Here is a 19991-nt window from a genome sequence, read left to right as displayed (position 1 = left end):
AGGGTCCACGCCCCCGTTGTGTAGCGGCCTAGCACGCCGCCCTCTCAAGGCGGTAGCGCCGGTTCGAATCCGGTCGGGGGTACAACAGGACGGCCCTCCGCTTCGGCGGAGGGCCTTCGTGCTGTCCGGCGCCGGCTACTCGAAGCCGTAGCGCCGCGCCGTCTCCTCCTCCTGGGCCAGCCGGTGCAGCGCCTGCAGCACCGGTTCGTTGAGGATCGCCCCCAGGATCGCGAACTCGATCTGTTCCGCCTCCGACGGGTACCTCTCCATGCCGTCCAGGTCGAGGACGGCGGTCCGGTGCATCAACTCGGCGTAGGGCGCGAGCTGTTCGGCCCCCCAGCCGTAGCCGATCCGACGGAACGCGGCCACCGCCACCACGAGGGAGCGGTACGCGGGGGAGACGGTCGTGAGCTGCTTGGCCATCTCCCAGCCGAGCCGGTCGAGGAGCGTCGCGACCTCCTGCTGTGCGGCCCGGACGTACTCGTCGTCCTGGTCCGGCTCCGGGACCTGCGGCAGCGTCCACATCGCCGCGCCCAGGCGGATCGTGCGTCCCAGGGAGTCGTCGTCCACGTGCCGGAGCACCTCGCGCACCGTCGCCACCGGCACCTGGCCCACCTGGATCATCGCCCGCACCAGCCGCAGCCGGCGCAGGTGCTCCTCGTCGTACTCGGCGCTCGTGGCGTTGACCTGGCGGCCCGGCGGCAACAGCCCTTCGCGCAGGTAGTACTTGATCGTCGCGGTGGACACACCGCTGCGTCTGCTCAGCTCGGCCAGCCGCATCTCTTGCGCCTCTCGTTGGGAAGTGTCACTATCCAACCATCGCCCGAATGGATAGCGGAGCTATCCAATTGACCGAGGGGGCCGTCGTGTTCGCGAAGCCGGTACGGGGGCGCGCGGCCTACGGGGTCCCCGAGGGCTCGTACGAGTCGATCCACCTGGACACGCCGGCGTTCGGGCCGGCCCGCGCACGGTCGGGTGCCGCTCGCCGAGCGGGGGCGGTGCGCGCAGGACCGCTTCGTCTACCGGCGGAGCCGACCACGGTCAAGGGGAGGGCGAGGGATGAAGACGGCGGGCCGCTCGGCGGCGGCGGTGTCCTGTGCTGTGCTGTGCGGGCTGGTGCTCGCCGGATGCGGGAACGACGGCCTCAAGGGGACGATCCAGAACTACGACGACGTGTCGGTCTGGTCGGGCCCCGGCATGGGGCAGCGGGTGGTGGGCGAACTGACGACCCTGGCGCCGGTGACGGTCAAGTGTTACGCCGACCACTCGTTCAAGATCTCCTACGACGGCGGCTCCGGCTGGATCGACGCCGACACGTCGATCCTCAGCAAGAAGGGCGAGGTCGCCCCGGGCATGGTGCCCAAGTGCTGAGCGCGCCCGCCGTGCCGGAGGCGAACGGGCGGGCCGAGCGGACCGGGCCGGCGGAGGCCGCCGGCCGGCCGTGGCCGTGACGGGCGGCCCCGAGTCCCGCGGGGGAGGGCTCGGGGCCGCCTCGCCGGTGTCGAGCGGATCGAGGTGTCTTGGTCCTCTCCCGCCGGAAGCGGTGCCGCGGCGTTGGGGCGCCGCCCGGCGGCAGGGGGAGGTCAGCCCGTGCGGCGCAGGGCCTCGGAGAGTCGGGCGGCGGCGTCGATGACCGCCTGGGCGTGCATGCGGCCGGGGTGGCGGGTCAGGCGCTCGATGGGGCCGGAGACCGAGACGGCGGCCACCACGCGGTTGGAGGGGCCGCGCACGGGCGCCGAGACCGACGCGACGCCCGGCTCGCGCTCGCCGATCGACTGGGCCCAGCCGCGCCGCCGTACGCCCGACAGGGCCGTCGCCGTGAAGCGGGCGCCCTGCAGGCCGCGGTGCAGCCGCTCCGGCTCCTCCCAGGCCATCAGGACCTGCGCGGACGAACCCGCCTTCATCGTGAGCGTCGAGCCGACCGGGACCGTGTCCCGCAGGCCGGACAGACGCTCCGCGGCGGCGACGCAGATGCGCATGTCGCCCTGGCGGCGGTAGAGCTGCGCGCTCTCGCCCGTGACGTCCCGGAGGTGGGTGAGCACCGGGCCGGCGGTGGCGAGGAGGCGGTCCTCGCCCGCGGCCGCGGCCAGTTCCGCGAGACGGGGGCCGAGAATGAAACGGCCCTGCATGTCGCGTGCCACCATGCGGTGGTGTTCCAGGGCCACGGCCAGTCGGTGGGCCGTGGGTCGTGCCAGTCCGGTGGCCGCGACCAGACCCGCGAGGGTGGCCGGACCGGACTCCAGGGCGCTCAGGACAAGGGCTGCCTTGTCCAGGACGCCGACGCCGCTACTGTTGTCCATGCAACGATACTTGCGTCTCACTCTGTGAAACGCAAGTTCAATTTTCCGTGGAACACGCCACCCTGGTAGTCATAGCGGCCCGTGGACCGGCGGGCCCGGCGGCGGCTGCCCGTACGGGGGGCACGGGTGCCGCTTCCTCAAGATCTCTAGTTGGGCCGGCGCACCGGTGCGTCCGGCCGGAGGGAAAGCGATGGGTAGGACACTCGCGGAGAAGGTCTGGGACGACCACGTCGTCCGGCGCGCCGAGGGCGAGCCCGACCTCCTCTTCATCGATCTGCACCTGCTGCACGAGGTGACCAGCCCCCAGGCCTTCGACGGCCTCCGCAAGAGCGGGCGCGGTGTGCGCCGGCTCGACCTGACCATCGCCACCGAGGACCACAACACCCCCACCCTCGACATCGACAAGCCCATCGCGGACCCGGTCTCCCGCGCCCAGCTCGAGACGCTGCGCAAGAACTGCGCGGACTTCGGCGTCCGGCTGCACCCGCTGGGCGACGTGGAGCAGGGCGTCGTGCACGTGGTCGGCCCCCAGCTCGGTCTGACCCAGCCGGGCACGACCGTCGTCTGCGGCGACTCGCACACCTCCACGCACGGCGCCTTCGGCGCGCTGGCGTTCGGCATCGGCACCTCCCAGGTGGAGCACGTGCTGGCCACCCAGACGCTGCCGATGGCCCGCCCGAAGACCATGGCGATCACCGTCGACGGCGAACTGCCCGAGGGCGTCACGGCCAAGGACCTGATCCTGGCGATCATCGCGCGGATCGGCACCGGCGGCGGCCAGGGCTACATCCTGGAGTACCGCGGCTCCGCCATCGAGAAGCTCTCGATGGAGGCCCGCATGACCATCTGCAACATGTCGATCGAGGCCGGCGCCCGCGCGGGCATGATCGCCCCCGACGAGACCACCTTCGAATACCTCAAGGGCCGTCCGCACGCCCCCGAGGGCGAGGACTGGGACGCCGCCGTCGCGTACTGGCGGACGCTGCGCACGGACGACGGCGCCGAGTTCGACGCGGAGGTCGTCATCGACGCCGCCGAGCTGTCCCCGTTCGTCACCTGGGGCACCAACCCCGGCCAGGGCGCGCCGCTTTCGGCGTCCGTCCCCGACCCGGCTTCGTACGAAGACGCCTCGGAGCGACTGGCCGCCGAAAAGGCCCTGGAGTACATGGGGTTGGAGGCCGGCCAGCCGCTGAGCTCCATCAAGGTGGACACCGTCTTCGTAGGCTCCTGCACCAACGGCCGCATCGAGGACCTGCGCGCCGCGGCGGCGATCGTCAAGGACCGCAAAGTCGCCGAGGGCGTACGGATGCTGGTCGTCCCGGGTTCCGCGCGGGTGGGCCTGCAGGCCGTCTCCGAGGGCCTGGACGTGGTCTTCAAGGAGGCCGGCGCCGAATGGCGGCACGCGGGCTGCTCGATGTGCCTGGGCATGAACCCGGACCAGCTGGCCCCCGGCGAGCGCTCCGCCTCCACCTCCAACCGCAACTTCGAGGGCCGGCAGGGCAAGGGCGGCCGTACGCACCTGGTGTCGCCGCAGGTCGCGGCAGCCACCGCGGTCCTCGGCCACCTGGCCTCCCCGGCCGACCTGTCCGACGCCGACGCCCCCACGCCCGCTGGAGTCTGAGAACCATGGAAGCCTTCACCACCCACACCGGCCGGGCCGTCCCGCTGCGCCGCAGCAACGTCGACACCGACCAGATCATCCCCGCCCACTGGCTCAAGAAGGTCACGCGCGACGGGTTCGAGGACGGGCTGTTCGAGGCCTGGCGCAAGGACCCCGAGTTCGTGCTCAACCGCCCCGAGCGGCAGGGCGCCACGGTCCTGGTCGCCGGCCCCGACTTCGGCACCGGCTCCTCCCGTGAACACGCCGTCTGGGCGCTGCAGAACTACGGCTTCAAGACCGTGATCTCCGCCCGCTTCGCGGACATCTTCCGCGGCAACTCGCTCAAGAACGGCCTGCTCACGGTGGTCCTGGACCAGAAGACCGTGGACGCGCTGTGGGAGCTCACCGAGAACGACCCGACCGCCGAGATCACCGTCGACCTGGTCGAGCGCGAGGTGCGCGCCGAGGGGATCACCGCCTCCTTCGAGCTGGACGAGAACTCCCGCTGGCGACTGCTCAACGGCCTGGACGACATCTCGCTCACCCTCCAGAACGAGGACGACATCGCCGCCTACGAGGCGAAGCGCCCGTCGTTCAAGCCGCGCACGCTGCCGGTCTGATCCACTGCCCCGGCCGGTGACCGACCGCCGACGGGACCGGTGATCCGGCTCCCTGGCAAGTCGAGTTTCGGCCACCGCGAAACGCCGCCGTACCCCCGATCGCCACGATCGGGGGTACGGCCGTTTCCGGGCCCGGACCCCTCGCCGCGCCGTCGGATGGCAGCACAACTTCCCACGTTGAAGCGGTGGTTGCCGGGGTACTCGGGTTCCCGGGCCCCGGTCGGCGAAGGAGTTCCCAGACCTCTCCACGGCGGCAGTTGCCCCCTGCGCAGGCGACAACTCGCCCCAGATGGCACAATCTGTGCATGGACAACGACGGCCAACTCGAGCTCTATACGGCGGTCGCGGTCCAGCTGAAGGAAGCGCACGCACGAGTGCGCGCACTGCAAGTCCCGGAGGGCGTACGGATGGCGCTGACCCGGAAGCTGCTGGTCATTACGGCCGCGGCCAAGCACGATCTCGCCGCCGCGACAAGGCGTCTGGAGCGGTTCACCGCAGACCTCGACGAGGGCCGAATCCCCGGCGAGGAAGGCTGAACAGCCCGAGAACGCCGAGTCTGTTGCGGCACAAGGGTGATTAGCCCGTTTCGTGTTTGATTTGCGGTATATATCTGCCTAACGTGCGAAAAAGCTTGAACACTTTCGTTCTGGCGAGGTCTCCGAAGGGGAAGACGTGAACAAGGCGCAGCTCGTAGAAGCGATTGCCGACAAGATGGGCGGCCGGCAGCAGGCTGCCGACGCCGTCGACGCGGTGCTGGACGCCATCGTCCGCGCGGTCGTCGCGGGAGACCGGGTCTCGGTCACCGGCTTCGGGTCCTTCGAGAAGGTCGACCGTCCGGCCCGTTACGCCCGCAACCCGCAGACGGGCGAGCGGGTGCGGGTCAAGAAGACCTCCGTTCCCCGCTTCCGGGCCGGCCAGGGCTTCAAGGACCTGGTGAGCGGCTCCAAGAAGCTCCCGAAGAACGACATCGCTGTCAAGAAGGCCCCCAAGGGCAGCCTGTCCGGCCCGCCCCCCACCATCGCCAAGGCCGCGGGCAAGAAGGCCGCGGCGAAGAAGACCACCGCGGCGGCGGCCAAGAAGACGGCCGCGAAGAAGACGACGGCCGCGGCGAAGAAGACCACCGCCAAGAAGACGACGACGGCGGCGGCCAAGAAGGCCACCCCGGCCGCGAAGAAGACGACGGCCGCCGGCGCCGCGGCGAAGAAGACCGCCGCCAAGAAGGCCCCGGCGAAGAAGGCGACGGCGAAGAAGGCCCCGGCCAAGAAGTCGACCGCCCGCAAGACCACCGCCAAGAAGACCACCGCCCGCGGCAAGTAGGCGCACCGCGGTACTCACGCGCCGGGCCGGGCTCCCCAGGGAGCCCGGCCCGCGGCGTTCTCCGGGACCCCCGGGCCATGGGGCTCGCGTCCGGCCTGTTCAGAAGGTCTGCAGCGTCACCAGCGTGATCCGCAGGCCGGCCCCCTCGCCGGCCGTCTCGATCCGTACCCGCTGCCCCGGGCGCAGCAGCCGCAGACCGCCCGCGTCGAACGCCGGGGCGTCGAAGGGCACCGGGGTGCCGTCGTCCAGGAGCACCTGTCCGCTGCGGCTCTCGGGGTCGTACGTGTATGCGGTCGCCTGCATGACGGCAGCCTACTGCCCCCGATCGGCGCCCGCCCGCCCCCGACGGGAGGCGACGGCGGCCGCCCGTCGCCGTGTTCACGCCGGTGACCGGGCCCACGTCCGCCCCGGCGCCCGGCCGCGGTCCGCGGGCGCGCCCAGCGGGTGCGCCGGGAGCGGGCCCGGCGCGCACGGCGGGCCCGCGGGCGGGGCGCCCTCCCTCACTGCCCCGGGATCGGCAGCCGCGCGGCCGCGACCGCCGTCCGGGGACCCACCCCCAGGGACAGGGCCGCTCGCAGGTCGGCGCCGGTGTCCACGTCCTGGCGCACCGAGTCGACCGAGTCGAGGCCCAGTTCCGTCGCGCCCGAGGCGCGGTGCCGGGCCCGGGAACCGGTGCCGAAGGCCGGCCGCAATTCGTGTGCGGGGGCCGCCGCCAACAGCGTGGTGCCCACCCGCGCGGCGTCCGCGAGAAAAGCGCGCGGGAATTCGGCCGCCGCGACCAGAACGCGGGCCAATTCCACGGGCCGCAGTGCCGGCAGATCGGCGTTGAGGGCGGCCACGGGAATTTCGGGACGCGATGCCCGCACGACGGCCGCCCCGTGCGCGAGAGCGGCGTTCAGCCCGGCGCGCGGAGCGTCCGGGACGATCCGCGCGCCCAGCGCCGCCAGCTCCCGCCCGGCCAGGGCGTCGTCCGTGACGACCGCCACATCACCGACCGCCGGACAGGCCATCGCGGCGGCCACGGTGTCCTGGGCGAAGGCGAGGACCAGGCCCGGGCGGGCCCCGTCGCCGACGGTGTCCGAGAGCCTGCTCTTGGCCCGTGTCAGGGGCTTCAGGGGGATCACCAGGGTCCACTGCACGGGCGTTCGTCCCTCTCGTCGTCCCGGACATTCTCCCCGGCCCGCCGGACACGGTGAAGGTCAGGGGTGGCGCGCGAAGCTGCTCTCAAGGGCGGTGGCGGGCGACGGGCGGGCGTACGGTGTTCTCGACAGACCGGCGGCGTGGGGCGACACTTGTGCGGCTCCCGGCCCCGGGGGCAGTCCTAGAGGAAGGTGTCCGCGTGCCCCGCCGCAGAATCGGCTTCTGGTACCGCTTCGCAGCGGTGATCTGCAAACCGCCACTGGTGGTTCTGATCAAGCGGGACTGGCGCGGAATGGAGAACATTCCGGCCGATGGCGGATTTATCACGGTGGTGAACCACAATTCACACATCGACCCCTTCGCCTATGCCCATTTTCAGTACAACACCGGGCGGGTACCGCGATTCCTGGCGAAGAGCGGGCTTTTCAAGAAGGGGCTCGTGGGCGCCGCGATGCGCGGCACCGGGCAGATTCCCGTCTACCGCGAGAGCACGGACGCGCTGAGCGCGTTCCGGGCCGCCATCGACGCCGTGGAGCGCGGCGAGTGCGTCGCCTTCTACCCCGAGGGCACCCTCACCCGCGACCCGAACGGCTGGCCGATGACCGGCAAGACCGGTGCCGCGCGGGTCGCCCTGCAGACCAAGTGCCCGGTGATCCCGGTCGCCCAGTGGGGCGCGAACGAACTCCTGCCGCCCTACGCCAAGAAGCCGAACCTGCTGCCCCGCAAGACGCACCAGGTGCTGGCCGGCCCGCCCGTGGACCTGTCGCGCTTCTACGACAGGGAGATGACCCCGGACCTGCTGAAGGAGGCGACCGAGGTCATCATGACGGCCATCACCGGCCTGCTGGAGCAGGTCCGCGGCGAGAAGGCGCCCGCCGTCGCGTACGACCCGCGCCGCGAGCGGATCGAGCAGCGCCGCCGGACCCAGGCGCAGGCGCAGGCGCAGAGCAGGGCCGCGTCGGCCGCACCGCAGGAGCCGGCCGTGCGGGAAGTCGTACAGGAAGAGGGGCAGGGCACGTGAGCAAACCGGTCGAACCGGTCAAGGCGGCCGTCTTCGGCACCGGATCGTGGGGCACGGCGTTCGGCATGGTCCTCGCCGACGCCGGCTGCGACGTCACCCTGTGGGCGCGCCGTGCCGAGCTCGCCGAGGCGGTCAACTCGACCCGGACCAACCCGGACTACCTGCCCGGCGTCGAACTCCCGCGGAACGTGCGGGCCACGGCGGACGCCGCCGAGGCCGCCCGCGACGCCGACTTCACGGTGCTCGCCATCCCGTCGCAGACCATGCGCGACAACCTCGCGCGGTGGCTGCCGCTGCTCGCCCCGGACACCGTCCTCGTCTCCCTGATGAAGGGCGTCGAGCTGGGCTCGGCGATGCGGATGAGCGAGGTGATCGAGGACGTCGCCAAGGTCGCCGCGGACCGCGTCGCCGTGGTCACCGGGCCCAACCTCGCCCGGGAGATCGCCGCCCGCCGGCCGGCCGCCGCCGTGGTGGCCTGCACCGACGAGGCGGTCGCCCAGCGGCTCCAGGCCGCCTGCCACACCCCGTACTTCCGGCCGTACACCAACACCGACGTCGTCGGCTGCGAACTCGGCGGCGCCGTCAAGAACGTGATCGGGCTGGCCGTCGGCATCGCGGACGGCATGGGGCTCGGCGACAACGCCAAGGGCTCGCTCATCACGCGCGGACTCGCCGAGACCACGCGGCTGGGCATGGCGCTGGGCGCCGACCCGCTGACCTTCTCCGGACTCGCCGGCCTCGGTGACCTGGTGGCGACCTGCTCCTCGCCGCTGTCGCGCAACCACACCTTCGGCGCCAACCTCGGCAGGGGCATGACCCTCCAGGAGACCATCGCGGTCACCCGGCAGACGGCCGAGGGCGTCAAGTCCTGCGAGTCGGTGCTGGACCTGGCCCGCAGGCACGGAGTCGACATGCCCATCACCGAGACGGTGGTCGCCATCGTGCACGAGGGCAAGTCGCCGATGGCGGCCGTCAAGGAGCTGATGTCGCGCAGCGCGAAGCCCGAGCGACGCTGAGCGACCCCGTCCTTCCAACGCTGTCTCGGTCCACTGCCACCAGGTACTCTCGTCGCGATATGAGCACCGAGAACCTCCCCCAGAGCCCTGAGCAGCCGTCCCGCAAGCCGCGCGTGGCCGTCGTGTTCGGCGGGCGCAGCTCCGAACACGGGATCTCCGTGGTCACCGCCGGTGCGGTGCTGCGCGCCATCGACCGGTCCAAGTACGAGGTGCTGCCGATCGGCATCACCCGGGACGGCCGCTGGGCCCTGACCGCGGACGATTCGGAGCGCATGGCGATCACCGACCGCCGCACGCCCAGCGTCGACGAGCTCGCCGAGTCCACCGAGGGCGGCGTGGTGCTCTCCGTCGACCCGGGCAACCGTGAAGTCGTCTACACCGAACCCGGTTCGGTGCCCAAGGCGCTCGGCGAGGTCGACGTGGTCTTCCCGGTGCTGCACGGCCCCTACGGCGAGGACGGCACCCTCCAGGGCCTGCTGGAGCTGTCCGGCGTGCCCTACGTCGGCTCCGGAGTGCTCGCCTCCGCGGTCGGCCAGGACAAGGAGTACATGAAGCGGGTGTTCACCTCCTTCGGGCTCAGGGTGGGCCCGTACCTGGTGGTCAGGCCGCGGGAGTGGGAGCGCGACCGGTCCGCCGCCCGCGCCCGGATCGTCGACTTCGCGGGCGAGCACGGCTGGCCGCTGTTCGTGAAGCCCGCGCGCGCGGGCTCGTCGATCGGCATCACCAAGGTCGACGACCTCTCCGGGCTCGACGAGGCGATCGAGGAGGCCCGGCGGCACGACCCGAAGATCCTCGTGGAGGCCGCGGTGCGCGGGCGCGAGATCGAGTGCGGGGTGCTGGAGTTCGAGGACGGCCCGCGGGCCTCCGTGCCGGCCGAGATCCCGCCGCCCGAGACGCACGCGTACTACGACTTCGAGGCGAAGTACATCGACTCCACGCCCGGCGTCGTGCCCGCCCCGCTGACCGAGGAGCAGACCGCCGAGGTGCGGCGGCTCGCGGTGGAGGCGTTCGAGGCGGCCTCCTGCGAGGGCCTGGTCCGCGCGGACTTCTTCCTCGCCGAGGACGGCGGGTTCGTGATCAACGAGATCAACACCATGCCCGGCTTCACGCCCATCTCGATGTACCCGCAGATGTGGCAGGCGACCGGCATCTCCTACGAGGAGTTGGTGGACCGCCTCATCCAGGCCGCGCTGCGCCGCTCCACCGGCCTGCGCTGACCCGCCGGCGCGCGTCCCGCGTCCGGCGGTCCTCTTCCGTCCCGCGCCCGTGCGGGGTCTTCCGCCCGGAGCGGGCGGCGGACCCCGGCGCCGCGGGCCCGGCAGGTCCGGTGCGCGAGGCGCCGGTGCCGCGGCGGGCGACGTCCGTCCGTCGAGGAGCGGCGTCCGGGGCGTGCTCTTGGGGTGTCCCCCGCTCGAAGAGCCTGGGGGGCGGCGCGGGCCGCAGGTCCTCGTGGTGGACGTACCCGGGCTTCCGGCCGATGCGTGCCCTCCGGGGCCCCGGTTCGCGGGAGGCGTCGCGACGGGGCGAACCCCGCCCGTTGCGGCCCTAGTCGGCGATCCCCTCGGGGATCGCCTTCTTGACGGCCTGGGCCAGGCCGACCAGGACGGCGGAGCTGTCCCGGCCCTTGCCGACGCTGACCTCGACGTACGCCTTGCGGTTGGCGGTCGTGAAGCGGTACGCGCCGCCGTCCTGCTTCTCCATCAGCCAGTCCACGCCGTTCACCCCGCCGGCCACCGCGTCCGGGTCGCTGCCCTCGGCCACCTTCGGGTCGATCATCTTCGGCGGCCGGAGGACACCGCAGCGCAGTATGATCACCGGGCTTCCCCAGCCCGCGGTCAGCGCGGAGGCGGGCCGGGGATCCCTGCGGTCCAGTCCGTCCAGCTTCCGCGGGAGCGCCCCGTCCAGGTTCCGGCACATCGCGGTGACCGCCGAGTCCGGGCTGGGAACCGCCGCGGTGGCGTCGTCGTCGCTCGGGGAACAGCCCGCGGCGGCGATCAGCACGGCGAGGACGGGCAGGCCGAGCAGCCGGTGACGAGAAGAGCTCACCGGCCCAAGGGTAGACGGGGGCTACAGATGCACGACCGGGCAGGTCAGTGTGCGCGTGATCCCCTCCACCTGCTGGACCTTCGCGACCACCATGCGGCCCAGGTCGTCGACGGTGTCGGCCTGCGCGCGCACGATGACGTCGTACGGTCCGGTCACGTCCTCGGCCTGGATCACTCCAGGGAGTCCGCTGATCGTCTCGGCGACGGTCGACGCCTTGCCGACCTCCGTCTGGATCAGGATGTACGCCTGTACCACGGAACCTCCAGGGCGGCCACGAGGATCATGTGGGGAAAAGGAACGCCACGGTATCGCGTCGCCGCACGCCGGGGGGAGACCCGCGCAGGACGTGACCCGCGCGCCGGGGTGCAGGTAGGGCAGAAGTTGACGGTCATCCCGACCGTAGCGAGGACCGCGTGGACGCGCGACCGGGAACGCATAGGGACAGAAGGGGCGAAAGGGCTATGAAGGGCACTGTTGGTGAGCTCGGGGAGTTCGGGCTCATCAGGGAGCTCACCTCCCGTCTCACCACCACCCCGGCGGTCCGGGTCGGCCCCGGCGACGACGCCGCGGTGGTCGCCGCCCCCGACCGCAGGGTCGTGGCGAGCACCGACATACTCCTGGAGGGGCGGCACTTCCGCCGGGACTGGTCCACGGCCTACGACGTGGGCCGCAAGGCCGCCGCGCAGAACCTCGCGGACATCGCCGCCATGGGCGCGGTGCCGACCGCGTTGCTGCTCGGCCTGGTCGTCCCCGCCGAGCTCCCGGTCACCTGGCCCACCGAGCTGATGGACGGCCTGCGCGACGAGTGCCAGGTCGCGGGCGCCGCCGTGGTCGGCGGCGACGTGGTCCGCGGCGACACGATCATGGTGTCGATCACCGCCCTCGGCGACCTGCGCAACCACGAGCCGGTCACCCGCGCGGGCGCCCAGCCCGGCGACCTCGTCGCCGTGACCGGCTGGCTGGGCTGGTCCGCCGCCGGGTACGCGGTGCTCTCCCGCGGTTTCCGCTCCCCGCGGGCCTTCGTCGAGGCGCACCGCCGCCCCGAGCCGCCCTACCACGCGGGCCCCGCCGCCGCCGGGCTCGGCGCGACCGCGATGTGCGACGTCAGCGACGGGCTGATCGCCGACCTCGGGCACATCGCGGAGGCCAGCAAGGTCCGCATCGACGTCCGCTCCGGCGCCATCGACGTCCCCTCGCAGATGAACGACATCGGGCAGGCCGTCGGCGTCGACCCGCTGCAATGGGTGCTGACCGGGGGAGAGGACCACGCGATCGTGGCGACCTTCCCGCCGGACGTGAAGCTGCCGGCCCGCTGGAAGGTGATCGGCGAGGTGCTCAACCCCTCCGCGCTGCCCCAGGTCACGGTCGACGGGGCGGCCTGGACCAGGAAGGGCGGCTGGGACCACTTCGGGGACATCGAGTCATGAGCGCCCCGCCGAAGGTCCTCACCGTCGCCGGGTCCGACTCCGGCGGCGGCGCCGGCGTCCAGGCCGACCTGAAGACGATGCTCGCCCTCGGGGTGCACGGGATGAGCGTGCTCACCGCGGTGACCGCGCAGAACTCCCTCGGTGTGCAGGGCGCCTGGGAACTGCCGGCCGAGGCGGTCCGGGCCCAGTACCGCAGCGTCGTCGACGACATCGGCGTGCAGGCGGTCAAGACCGGCATGCTGTCCTCGGCGGAACTGGTCGGGACGGTGGCCGAGTTGATCGCCGGGACGGACGCGCCCGCGGTCGTCGACCCGGTCGGCGTCTCCAAGCACGGCGACCCGCTGCTGGCCGCGACCGCGCTGGACTCCGTCCGCACCAGGCTGCTGCCCGTGGCGACCGTCGCCACCCCGAACCTCGACGAGGTGGCCCAGCTGACCGGTGTGCGCGTGACCCGCGAGGAGCAGCTGCGCGAGGCCGCGGCCGCCGTACTGGAGTTCGGACCCGAGTGGGTGCTGGTCAAGGGCGGCCATCTCGCCGGGGACGCCGTCGACCTGCTGACCGACGGCGCCGAGGAGCACTGGCTGCGCGCCCCGCGCCACGACAACCGGCACACCCACGGCACGGGCTGCACGCTCGCCTCCGCGATCGCCGCTCACCTGGCGAAGGGGTGGTCCGTGCCCCGGGCGGTCACGGCCGCCAAGGAGTACGTCACCGGGGCGATCGCCGCCGGCTTCGCGCTCGGCGGCGGGATCGGCCCCGTGGACCACGGCTGGGCGCTGCGCGGCCGGCCTCACGCCGCGGGGTAGTCGCGCAGCTCGATCGCGGTGGCCGCCTTCTCCGTGAGCCTCTTGAAGAAGCCGGCCAGCAGCCGCGAGCCGAGCAGCCGGTACATCCGGTCCCGGCTGCGGATCCGCCGCTCGGTCGGCGGGGCGAAGAACGGGCCCGCGTTCCCGGAGATCTTCTGGCAGCCCTTGGCGAAGTCCCGGATCCGCGTCTCGTACCCGGCGAACGCGGTCCGGTGGTCGCCGCCCGCGAGGGCGAGTTCCCCGGCCAGGACGTAGGAGCCGACGACAGCCACGCCGGTGCCCATGCCGCCCATGGTCGCGCCGTACCCGGCGTCCCCGAGCAGCGCCACCCGGCCCTTGGTCAGCCGGTCGACGTGGATCTGCGCGATCGCGTCGAAGTACAGGTCCTCGGCCTCCCGGAGCGCCTCGAGGACGCGTGGTGCCTCCCAGCCCATGCCCGCGAACCGCTCCGCGAGGATCCGCTTCTGCGCGGCCGTGTCCCGGCGGTCGTAGGTCAGCTCCTCGGACCGGAAGACCAGCAGGGCGCCCGCGCGGTCCGGGTCGCCGTCGTAGTTGTTGACGCAGACGCAGCGTCCGGGCTCGCTGTAGAGAAGCCCCGTGCGGTCCAGGCCCAGGTGGTTGGGCACCTCGAAACCGGCCACGTAGTGGTCGAGGAAGCGCAGGTGGCGGGATTCGTCGCCGAAGACCAGACGGCGGGTCGCCGAGTGCAGACCGTCGGCGCCGACGACGAGGTCGAAGCGGCGGGGCGCGCCCCGCTCGAAGGCGACCTCGACCCCGTCGGGGGTCTCGGTGAGGGACGTGACCGAGTCGCCGAAGACGTATTCGGCACGGTCCTCGGTCCGTTCGTACATGATCCGCGCCAGGTCGCCGCGGAAGATCTCCACGTCGCCGCTCATCATCTCGGCCGGCAGGTCCACGCGCCGGCTGCCGTCGGCGTCGACGACGCTCTGCGGGCCCATGCGGGTCTGCCGGGCGTGGATCTCGTCCCAGATGCCCATGTCGGTGAGCACCTTGCGGTGGACGTGGCCGCGGAAGTCGACGGCGAAGCCGCCGCCGCGCAGGGCGGACGCCTTCTCCACCACGGTGACGCGGGCGCCGTACCGGGCGAGGTTCAGGGCGAGGGCCGGGCCGGCGACGCCGGCGCCGGAGATCAGGACGTCGAGGTGACCGAGACTGCTCTGCTGGTTCGTCATGTGCGACAGCCTCGGCGGAGGCGCTGACCGTCTCCCTACCGTTCGCTGACCGCCGCCGACCGCAGCCGTACGCCCTGGTCGTGGGCGTCCGCGTAGGCCTCCGGCGAGAGCCGGGCGCGGACCTCGCGCTCGGTCCGTGCGACATCGGGGTCCTCCTGGGCGGGCGCGCCCCGCAGCCCCGTGCCCGCCCCCAGCAGGACCGCGGCCCGCTCCGGGGTGGCGGCGACGGACGCCAGCGCCTCGGCCGCCTCGGCGAGTTCGAGGACGCCCCGGCTGTCCCCGGCGGCGACGGCTGCCTGCCAAAACCAGTCGCGGGCCTGTGTCGTCCGTCCCTCGGCGGCGGCCGTGCGTCCCAGGCCGATGAGGATCCGCACGGTCTCGCCGACGCTGAACCAGTTCGCGGCGCAGCTGCGCAGGGCCTCTTCGTAGAGCTCGCGCGCGCGTGCCGGGTCCCCCGACAGCCGGGCCGTGTCGCCGAGGCCGCGCAGCGCGCCCGCCACCTTGTCCCCGGCCCCGGCGGTACGGGCCCGCGCGAGCGCCTGCTCGAAGTGCGCCGCGGCTCCTGCCGCGTCGCCCCGGCGCAGCAGCACGGTGGCGCGGCTGCGCAGCAGGTCGGCGGTCTCCTCCGGCGCGTCCAGCTCCCTTACGTATCGGAGTCCTTCGTCCAGGAGTTCCAGGGCGCGCCGGTGCTCCCCGCGTGCGTGGGCGTACATCCCCAGCGGGTCGAGGCAGTTGGCCATGCCCCAGCGGTCCCCGGTGGCCCGGAACCCCTCCAGCCCCCGGGTGAAGCGTTCCTCGGCCTGCCGGGCCCGGCCGGCGAACTGCATCTGGAAGCCGATTCCCATGTCCAGCATCGCCCGCGTCCACGGGTCGGTGCCGGCCAGGGCGGCGGTCCGCTCGTTGGTCTCGGGCCGGGGGCCCGCCACCACGGACCACAGCACCAGGACGTACGGCAGCCGCAGCACGCCCGGGAAGGACTCCAGGGCCGCGCCCACCCGCGCGCGGAGCCGTTCCCCGGCGACAGGATCACCGCCGTCCCCGGACAGGGCGTTGACGGCGCACAGGACGTACTCCTCCGTCAGTCCCGGCAAAGGCTCCTCGCCCACGGCGGCCAGCAGCGCGCGGGCGAGCGGCACCTGCTCGCCGTGCAGGCCGCGCAGCCGCCAGAACCAGGACAGCAGGGCCATCAGGCGCAGCGCGCCGGCAAGGTCCACGCGCGTCAGGTGGCGCAGCGCCGCGTCCAGGTCGGCGTGCTCGGCGGCCAGCCGGTCCAGCCAGGGCAGCTGCTCGCCGCCCCGCAGGTACGGCTCGGCCCGCTCGGCCAGCCGCAGGAAGTGGGCGGCGTGGGCGTCCCGCAGCCCGTCGGTGTCGCCGGCGTGCTCGGCGGCGAACGCGCGGATGGTCTCCAGCATCCGGTAGCGGCCCTGGGACACCTCCAGGAACGACTTCTCCACCAGCGAGGCCAGCAGGTCCTCCGCGAACGGCACCCCGCACACGGCCTGGACCGTCTCGGCCGTGGCGCTCCCGGAGAAGACGGTCAGCCGCGCGGCCAGCTCCCGCTCCTTCCCGTCCAGCAGGTCCCAGCTCCACTCCACGACGGCCCGCAGGGTGCGGTGGCGGGGCGCCTTGGTGCGGTCGCCGCGGGAGAGCAGGCGGAACCGGTCGGCCAGCCGGCCCGCCAGTTCCTCGGGCTCCAGCGTCCGCAGCCGAGCCGCCGCCAGTTCGATGGCCAGCGGCAGCCCGTCCAGGGCACGGCAGATGCCGGGCACGCGCGCGTGCCCGGCGAAGCCGGGGCGCACGGCCCGTGCCCGGTCGAGGAACAGCCGCTCCGCCGGCTCCGGCGGCAGCGACGCCACCGGGACCAGGACCTCGCCGGTGATGCCCAGGGCTTCGCGGCTGGTGGCGAGGATCCGCACCCCGGGGCAGCAGCCGAGCAGCAGCCCGGCGACCCGGGCCGCGTCGTCGACCAGGTGCTCGCAGTTGTCCAGTACGAGCAGCGGCGCACGGTCCTCCAGGGCGGTGCTCAGCCGGTCCATGACGTCCGTGGCGGTGCTGCGGAAGCCCTCCCGCAGCCCGAGGGCCTGGAGGATCGCGTACGGGATCCGGGCGCCGTCGGCCAGCGGGGCCAGCTCGACCAGGCACGCGTCGGCGTGGGCGCGGGCGGCCTCGATCGCCAGCCGGGTCTTGCCCGCCCCGCCGGGGCCGGTGAGGGTGACCAGGCGCGTGCCGGGGCCGGTGAGGAGCGTCGCCATGCGGGCGAGTTCGGCGTCCCGGCCGACGAAGCCGGTCAGCTGCGCCGGAAGCCGGGGCCCCCGCGCCGCGGGCCGCCGCCCCTGGAGCAGCTCCAGGTGCAGGGCCGCCAGCTCCGCCGACGGGTCGGCGCCGAGCTCGTCCGCGAGCGTGCGCCGGGCCTCCTCGTACACGGTGAGCGCCTCGGCGGGCCGCCCGGCCGTGTGCAGCGCCCGCATCAGCTGCCCGTACAGCCGCTCGCTCAGCGGGTGCTCGGCGAGCAGCGCCCGCAGCTCCGGCACGAGTCCGGGGCCGGAGCCGAGGGCCAGCTCCGCCTCGATCCGGTCCTGCGCGGCGGCCAGCCGCAGTTCGGTCAGCCGGACCGTCCCGGCGTGCGACCCGGGCAGGTCGGGCAGCGCCGGGCCGCGCCACAGGGCGAGCGCCTCGCGCAACCGGTCGGCGGCGCGCTCGGGATCTCCGGCGGCTAGGGCGGCACGACCCTGATCGGTCAATCGTTCGAAACGATGGGCGTCGACCGCGTCGGGCGGGACGGCCAGGCGGTAGCCGGTCGCGGCGGCCTCGACGGGCGCGTGCGGGCCCAGGCGCCTGCGCAGGCGGGATATCTGCGACTGGAGGGCGTTGGCGGCCCCCGCGGGCGGCTCGGCGCCGTACAGCCCGTCGGTCAGGCGCTCGGCGGAGACCGTGCGGCCGGCCTCCAGCAGCAGGAGGGTGAGCAGGGCGCGAGGGCGCGGGCCGCCGGGATCGACGGGGGTGCCGTCGTCGGTGCGGATCTCCAGTGGGCCCAGGATGCCGAAGCGCATTCCCCGGATTCTGGCAGGCGGCCGGGGGCCGGCGCCTGGGCGGGCGGCGGGCCGGGCATGGCGGCCGGGGGACGGGGCAGGAGCCGGGAATGCGGCGGGACGGGCGAGCCGGGCGGATCCGGGCAGAGGTGGCCCCGGGGGAAGCGGGGGAGCGTGCACGGCGGAGGAGGGGCCCGTCGGCACACGGGCACGGCAAAAAGCCGGCCCACCGAGGGTGGACCGGCTTAGTGCAGCGAACCAGCAGTGGCCGCGCGCTTAGCTGTTGCTGTGCGTCAGCGCGAGACCTTGCCGGCCTTGATGCACGAGGTGCAGGCGTTCACGCGCTTCGGCGTCCCGCCGACCACGGTACGCACACGCTGGATGTTCGGGTTCCAGCGACGGGACGTACGGCGGTGCGAGTGCGAGATGTTGTTGCCGAAGCCCGGCCCCTTGCCGCAGACGTCGCAGTTGGCAGCCACGGGTCACTCCAAAGACTTCAGATGCACTTACGGTGGATCCCGGCATGCCGGATCCGGGGCTCCAGGAGCGCTCTGATCTGAGTGGCGTTGCCAGGGGAGAGCCCGACCAGGATCGGGCAACCGGAGCAGCATACAACGACTGCTCCAGTGCCACGAAACTATCACGGCGGCTCCGGGACCCGCCCGGGCCCTCTTCCGGGGGGGACGGCCCCTGGGTCTACGCTGCCGTCCAGTCCAGCAGCTCAGGGAGGCGCAGGTGGCGCAGGTGCCGCAGACGTTCGACGCGCCGGCGGTGCGCACCTGGTGCGGTCTGGCGCTGCGGGCGCTGGGCCGGGCCCGCGAGGACATCGACGCGATCAACGTCTATCCCGTTGCCGACGGAGACACCGGCACCAACCTGTACCTGACCGCGGAGTCCGCCGTCGCGGCGGTGGAGGCCGTGTTCGCGGCCCACGAGACCGGCACCGCCGCTCCGGCGGGGCCCTCCCTGGCCGAGGCGGCGCGGGCCATGGCGCACGGGGCGCTCATCGGCGCGCGCGGCAACTCCGGGACGATCCTCGCCCAGCTGCTGCGCGGCATGGCCGAGGTGCTCGCCGCCGACGGTGACAGTGCTCACACCGACGGGCGCGGTCTGCGGAGCGCCCTGCGCAACGCCGCCGACTCCGCCCGGCGGGCCGTGGCGCACCCCGTGGAGGGCACGGTCCTGACGGTCGCCTCCGCCGCCGCCGACGCGGCCACCGGCGCCGAGGGCGACTGCGGCACGGTCGCGAGGGCCGCCTACGAGGGGGCGCGCGCGGCCCTCGCCGCCACCCCCGGTCAGCTGGCGGTCCTGGAGCGCGCCGGAGTGGTCGACGCCGGCGGGCGGGGCCTGGTGGCGGTGCTCGCGGCGCTGGTGGAGACGTTCACGGGGGAGGCGGTCACGGCGGAGACGCCGGCGGGCGGCGCGGTCCCGGCGGGGACGGCGCACGAGGGCGCCGCCCGGCCGACCGTGCCCCACGCGCGGGCGCGCACCGCCGGGGCCGAACAGGACGGGCCGGGAGCCTGCGCCTCGTCCGGCCCGCCGGCCGGCGGGCCCGCCTTCGAGGTGATCTACCTCCTGGAGGCCGAGGACCGCGCCGTGGCCAGGCTGCGGCAGCGGCTCGACGCGCTCGGGGACTCCCTCGTCGTGGTCGGCGGCGAGGGCCTGTGGAACGTCCACGTACACGTCGACGACGCGGGCGCGGCGGTGGAGGCGGGCGTCGAGGCCGGCCGTCCGCACCGCATCCGGATCACCCACTTCGGCGCGGGCGACGCGCACACCGCGGGCCCCGGGCGCCCGCCCCGCGAACGCGCCCAGCGCGCCGTGGTGGCCGTCGTCCCCGGCGAGGGCCTGGCCGGACTGTGCGCCGAGGCCGGGGCGACCACGGTGCTGGCCCGCCCCGGCGAGCCGCCGGCCAGCGGTGAACTCGTCGAGGCCGTACGACGGGCTCACGCGCGCGAGGTGGTCCTGCTGCCCAACGACGCCGAACTGCGCGACACCGCCGCGGCCGCGGCCGAACAGGCCCGCCGGGAGGGCATCCGCGTCGCCCTCATCCCGACCCGCTCCGCGGTCCAGGGCATCGCCGCCCTCGCCGTGCACGAGCCCGGGCGCCGCTTCGACGAGGACGTCGTCGCCATGACCTCGGCGGCGGGCGCCACCCGCCACGCCGAGGTCACCGTCGCCGAACACGAGTCCTGGACCACGGCCGGCGTCTGCCAGGCCGGTGACGTCCTCGGCCTCATCGACGGCGACGTCGCCGTGATCGGCACGGACGTCACGGCCACCGCCGAGACCGTCCTGGACCGCATGCTCGCGGCCGGCGGCGAACTGGTCACCCTCGTCCTGGGCGACGACGCCCCCGGCGCCGTCGCCGGCCACCTGGAGAACCGCGTCCGCGAGCGCTACCTGGCCGTGGACACCGTGGTCCACCACGGCGGCCGGCAGGGCGCGCTGCTGCTCATCGGGGTGGAGTGAGCCT

20 protein-coding genes and 1 tRNA gene are annotated in these 19991 nt (G+C 73.6%); 12 read left to right on the top strand and 9 right to left on the bottom strand.

The features are described from left to right. The first annotated feature begins 9 nt into the window (after nucleotides 1-9). A tRNA-Glu gene (locus tag ACF061_RS17520) sits at nucleotides 10-82 on the top strand. A 53-nt stretch (nucleotides 83-135) separates the two neighbouring features. On the opposite strand, the gene ACF061_RS17515 is transcribed toward ACF061_RS17520, so the two are convergent. Beyond that, nucleotides 136-780, bottom strand: a complete 645-nt coding sequence (locus tag ACF061_RS17515) for a MerR family transcriptional regulator (RefSeq protein WP_392267752.1) — start codon at nucleotides 778-780, stop codon at nucleotides 136-138. Between the two features lie 279 nt (nucleotides 781-1059). On the opposite strand from ACF061_RS17515, the gene ACF061_RS17510 reads away from it, so the two are divergent. Continuing rightward, entirely contained in the window at nucleotides 1060-1371 is a 312-nt protein-coding gene (locus ACF061_RS17510) for a hypothetical protein (RefSeq protein WP_392267751.1), read from the top strand. 212 nt (nucleotides 1372-1583) lie between these two features. On the opposite strand, the gene ndgR is transcribed toward ACF061_RS17510, so the two are convergent. Continuing rightward, nucleotides 1584-2300: an IclR family transcriptional regulator NdgR gene (ndgR, locus tag ACF061_RS17505; protein ID WP_361627730.1), complete on the bottom strand. Its 717-nt coding sequence runs from the start codon at nucleotides 2298-2300 to the stop codon at nucleotides 1584-1586. A gap of 190 nt (nucleotides 2301-2490) precedes the next feature. Here ndgR and leuC point away from each other — a divergent pair, with 190 nt between their 5' ends. The 4 genes from leuC to ACF061_RS17485 all read left to right on the top strand — a co-directional run bounded on the left by leuC (nucleotide 2491) and on the right by ACF061_RS17485 (nucleotide 5837). Continuing rightward, a complete protein-coding gene (gene leuC / locus ACF061_RS17500) occupies nucleotides 2491-3921 on the top strand; it encodes a 3-isopropylmalate dehydratase large subunit (RefSeq protein WP_392267750.1) in 1431 nt (476 codons plus the stop codon). Between the two features lie 5 nt (nucleotides 3922-3926). Further along, on the top strand, nucleotides 3927-4520 hold the full coding sequence (leuD, locus tag ACF061_RS17495; RefSeq protein WP_392267749.1) for a 3-isopropylmalate dehydratase small subunit: 594 nt from the start codon (nucleotides 3927-3929) through the stop codon (nucleotides 4518-4520). A gap of 305 nt (nucleotides 4521-4825) precedes the next feature. Beyond that, nucleotides 4826-5056 carry a hypothetical protein gene (locus ACF061_RS17490; protein ID WP_392267748.1) on the top strand — a complete coding sequence of 77 codons (231 nt, stop codon included), beginning with the start codon at nucleotides 4826-4828 and terminating at the stop codon, nucleotides 5054-5056. A gap of 136 nt (nucleotides 5057-5192) precedes the next feature. Beyond that, complete coding sequence (locus tag ACF061_RS17485; RefSeq protein WP_392267747.1) at nucleotides 5193-5837, top strand: HU family DNA-binding protein; 645 nt, start codon at nucleotides 5193-5195, stop codon at nucleotides 5835-5837. A gap of 99 nt (nucleotides 5838-5936) precedes the next feature. Here ACF061_RS17485 and ACF061_RS17480 read toward each other — a convergent pair whose 3' ends face one another. After that, nucleotides 5937-6140, bottom strand: coding sequence for a hypothetical protein (locus ACF061_RS17480; protein WP_392267746.1), 204 nt, complete (start codon nucleotides 6138-6140; stop codon nucleotides 5937-5939). 197 nt (nucleotides 6141-6337) lie between these two features. Continuing rightward, nucleotides 6338-6976, bottom strand: a complete 639-nt coding sequence (gene cofC, locus ACF061_RS17475) for a 2-phospho-L-lactate guanylyltransferase (RefSeq protein ID WP_392267745.1) — start codon at nucleotides 6974-6976, stop codon at nucleotides 6338-6340. 200 nt (nucleotides 6977-7176) lie between these two features. Between cofC and ACF061_RS17470 the strand changes: the two genes are divergently transcribed. Genes ACF061_RS17470 through ACF061_RS17460 form a run of 3 tightly spaced genes read left to right on the top strand, consistent with a single transcriptional unit; the run spans nucleotide 7177 to nucleotide 10231 of the window. Next, nucleotides 7177-7998 carry a lysophospholipid acyltransferase family protein gene (locus tag ACF061_RS17470; RefSeq protein ID WP_392267744.1) on the top strand — a complete coding sequence of 274 codons (822 nt, stop codon included), beginning with the start codon at nucleotides 7177-7179 and terminating at the stop codon, nucleotides 7996-7998. Next, nucleotides 7995-9014: an NAD(P)H-dependent glycerol-3-phosphate dehydrogenase gene (locus ACF061_RS17465; RefSeq protein WP_392267743.1), complete on the top strand. Its 1020-nt coding sequence runs from the start codon at nucleotides 7995-7997 to the stop codon at nucleotides 9012-9014. The genes ACF061_RS17470 and ACF061_RS17465 overlap by 4 nt, the downstream gene beginning before the upstream one ends. Before the next feature lie 59 nt (nucleotides 9015-9073). Further along, entirely contained in the window at nucleotides 9074-10231 is a 1158-nt protein-coding gene (locus tag ACF061_RS17460) for a D-alanine--D-alanine ligase family protein (RefSeq protein ID WP_392267742.1), read from the top strand. Between the two features lie 328 nt (nucleotides 10232-10559). Here ACF061_RS17460 and ACF061_RS17455 read toward each other — a convergent pair whose 3' ends face one another. Then, nucleotides 10560-11060, bottom strand: a complete 501-nt coding sequence (locus tag ACF061_RS17455) for a DUF3515 domain-containing protein (protein WP_392267741.1) — start codon at nucleotides 11058-11060, stop codon at nucleotides 10560-10562. A gap of 21 nt (nucleotides 11061-11081) precedes the next feature. After that, the gene (locus ACF061_RS17450) at nucleotides 11082-11315 is read right to left on the bottom strand and encodes an Lrp/AsnC family transcriptional regulator (RefSeq protein ID WP_392267740.1); all 234 of its coding nucleotides are present in this window, start codon (nucleotides 11313-11315) and stop codon (nucleotides 11082-11084) included. Nucleotides 11316-11521: 206 nt separating this feature from the next. Between ACF061_RS17450 and ACF061_RS17445 the strand changes: the two genes are divergently transcribed. Together ACF061_RS17445 and thiD are read left to right on the top strand one after the other, a co-directional pair. After that, nucleotides 11522-12487 carry a thiamine-phosphate kinase gene (locus tag ACF061_RS17445; RefSeq protein WP_392267739.1) on the top strand — a complete coding sequence of 322 codons (966 nt, stop codon included), beginning with the start codon at nucleotides 11522-11524 and terminating at the stop codon, nucleotides 12485-12487. Beyond that, nucleotides 12484-13293: a bifunctional hydroxymethylpyrimidine kinase/phosphomethylpyrimidine kinase gene (gene thiD, locus ACF061_RS17440; protein ID WP_392267738.1), complete on the top strand. Its 810-nt coding sequence runs from the start codon at nucleotides 12484-12486 to the stop codon at nucleotides 13291-13293. Before ACF061_RS17445 ends, thiD begins: the two co-directional genes overlap by 4 nt. On the opposite strand, the gene ACF061_RS17435 is transcribed toward thiD, so the two are convergent. The 3 genes from ACF061_RS17435 to rpmB form a co-directional block, all read right to left on the bottom strand. Further along, nucleotides 13278-14486, bottom strand: a complete 1209-nt coding sequence (locus tag ACF061_RS17435; RefSeq protein WP_392267737.1) for an FAD-dependent monooxygenase — start codon at nucleotides 14484-14486, stop codon at nucleotides 13278-13280. The genes thiD and ACF061_RS17435 overlap by 16 nt on opposite strands. A 35-nt stretch (nucleotides 14487-14521) precedes the next feature. Beyond that, nucleotides 14522-17536 carry a BTAD domain-containing putative transcriptional regulator gene (locus ACF061_RS17430; protein WP_392267736.1) on the bottom strand — a complete coding sequence of 1005 codons (3015 nt, stop codon included), beginning with the start codon at nucleotides 17534-17536 and terminating at the stop codon, nucleotides 14522-14524. A 272-nt stretch (nucleotides 17537-17808) separates the two neighbouring features. Continuing rightward, the gene (rpmB, locus tag ACF061_RS17425) at nucleotides 17809-17994 is read right to left on the bottom strand and encodes a 50S ribosomal protein L28 (RefSeq protein ID WP_003993230.1); all 186 of its coding nucleotides are present in this window, start codon (nucleotides 17992-17994) and stop codon (nucleotides 17809-17811) included. Nucleotides 17995-18250: 256 nt separating this feature from the next. Between rpmB and ACF061_RS17420 the strand changes: the two genes are divergently transcribed. Then, a complete protein-coding gene (locus ACF061_RS17420; protein ID WP_392267735.1) occupies nucleotides 18251-19987 on the top strand; it encodes a DAK2 domain-containing protein in 1737 nt (578 codons plus the stop codon). The last annotated feature ends 4 nt before the right edge of the window (nucleotides 19988-19991 follow it).

The sequence above is a fragment of the Streptomyces sp. NPDC015220 genome (assembly GCF_043079345.1).
In the GTDB taxonomy this organism is placed as follows: Bacteria; Actinomycetota; Actinomycetes; order Streptomycetales; family Streptomycetaceae; genus Streptomyces.
The sequence above is the reverse complement of the archived record's forward strand: the minus strand, read 5'-3'. Positions and strand labels throughout refer to the sequence as shown.

Bases quoted from the DNA above. Each gene is read 5' to 3' on its own strand.
- leuD (WP_392267749.1), top strand. From the start codon at position 3,927: ATGGAAGCCTTCACCACCCACACCGGCCGGGCCGTCCCGCTGCGCCGC.
- ACF061_RS17435 (WP_392267737.1), bottom strand. From the start codon at position 14,486: ATGACGAACCAGCAGAGCAGTCTCGGTCACCTCGACGTCCTGATCTCC.
- thiD (WP_392267738.1), top strand. From the start codon at position 12,484: ATGAGCGCCCCGCCGAAGGTCCTCACCGTCGCCGGGTCCGACTCCGGC.
- ACF061_RS17510 (WP_392267751.1), top strand. From the start codon at position 1,060: ATGAAGACGGCGGGCCGCTCGGCGGCGGCGGTGTCCTGTGCTGTGCTG.
- ACF061_RS17445 (WP_392267739.1), top strand. From the start codon at position 11,522: ATGAAGGGCACTGTTGGTGAGCTCGGGGAGTTCGGGCTCATCAGGGAG.
- ACF061_RS17515 (WP_392267752.1), bottom strand. From the start codon at position 780: ATGCGGCTGGCCGAGCTGAGCAGACGCAGCGGTGTGTCCACCGCGACG.
- ACF061_RS17430 (WP_392267736.1), bottom strand. From the start codon at position 17,536: ATGCGCTTCGGCATCCTGGGCCCACTGGAGATCCGCACCGACGACGGC.
- ndgR (WP_361627730.1), bottom strand. From the start codon at position 2,300: ATGGACAACAGTAGCGGCGTCGGCGTCCTGGACAAGGCAGCCCTTGTC.
- leuC (WP_392267750.1), top strand. From the start codon at position 2,491: ATGGGTAGGACACTCGCGGAGAAGGTCTGGGACGACCACGTCGTCCGG.
- ACF061_RS17480 (WP_392267746.1), bottom strand. From the start codon at position 6,140: ATGCAGGCGACCGCATACACGTACGACCCCGAGAGCCGCAGCGGACAG.
- ACF061_RS17490 (WP_392267748.1), top strand. From the start codon at position 4,826: ATGGACAACGACGGCCAACTCGAGCTCTATACGGCGGTCGCGGTCCAG.
- ACF061_RS17460 (WP_392267742.1), top strand. From the start codon at position 9,074: ATGAGCACCGAGAACCTCCCCCAGAGCCCTGAGCAGCCGTCCCGCAAG.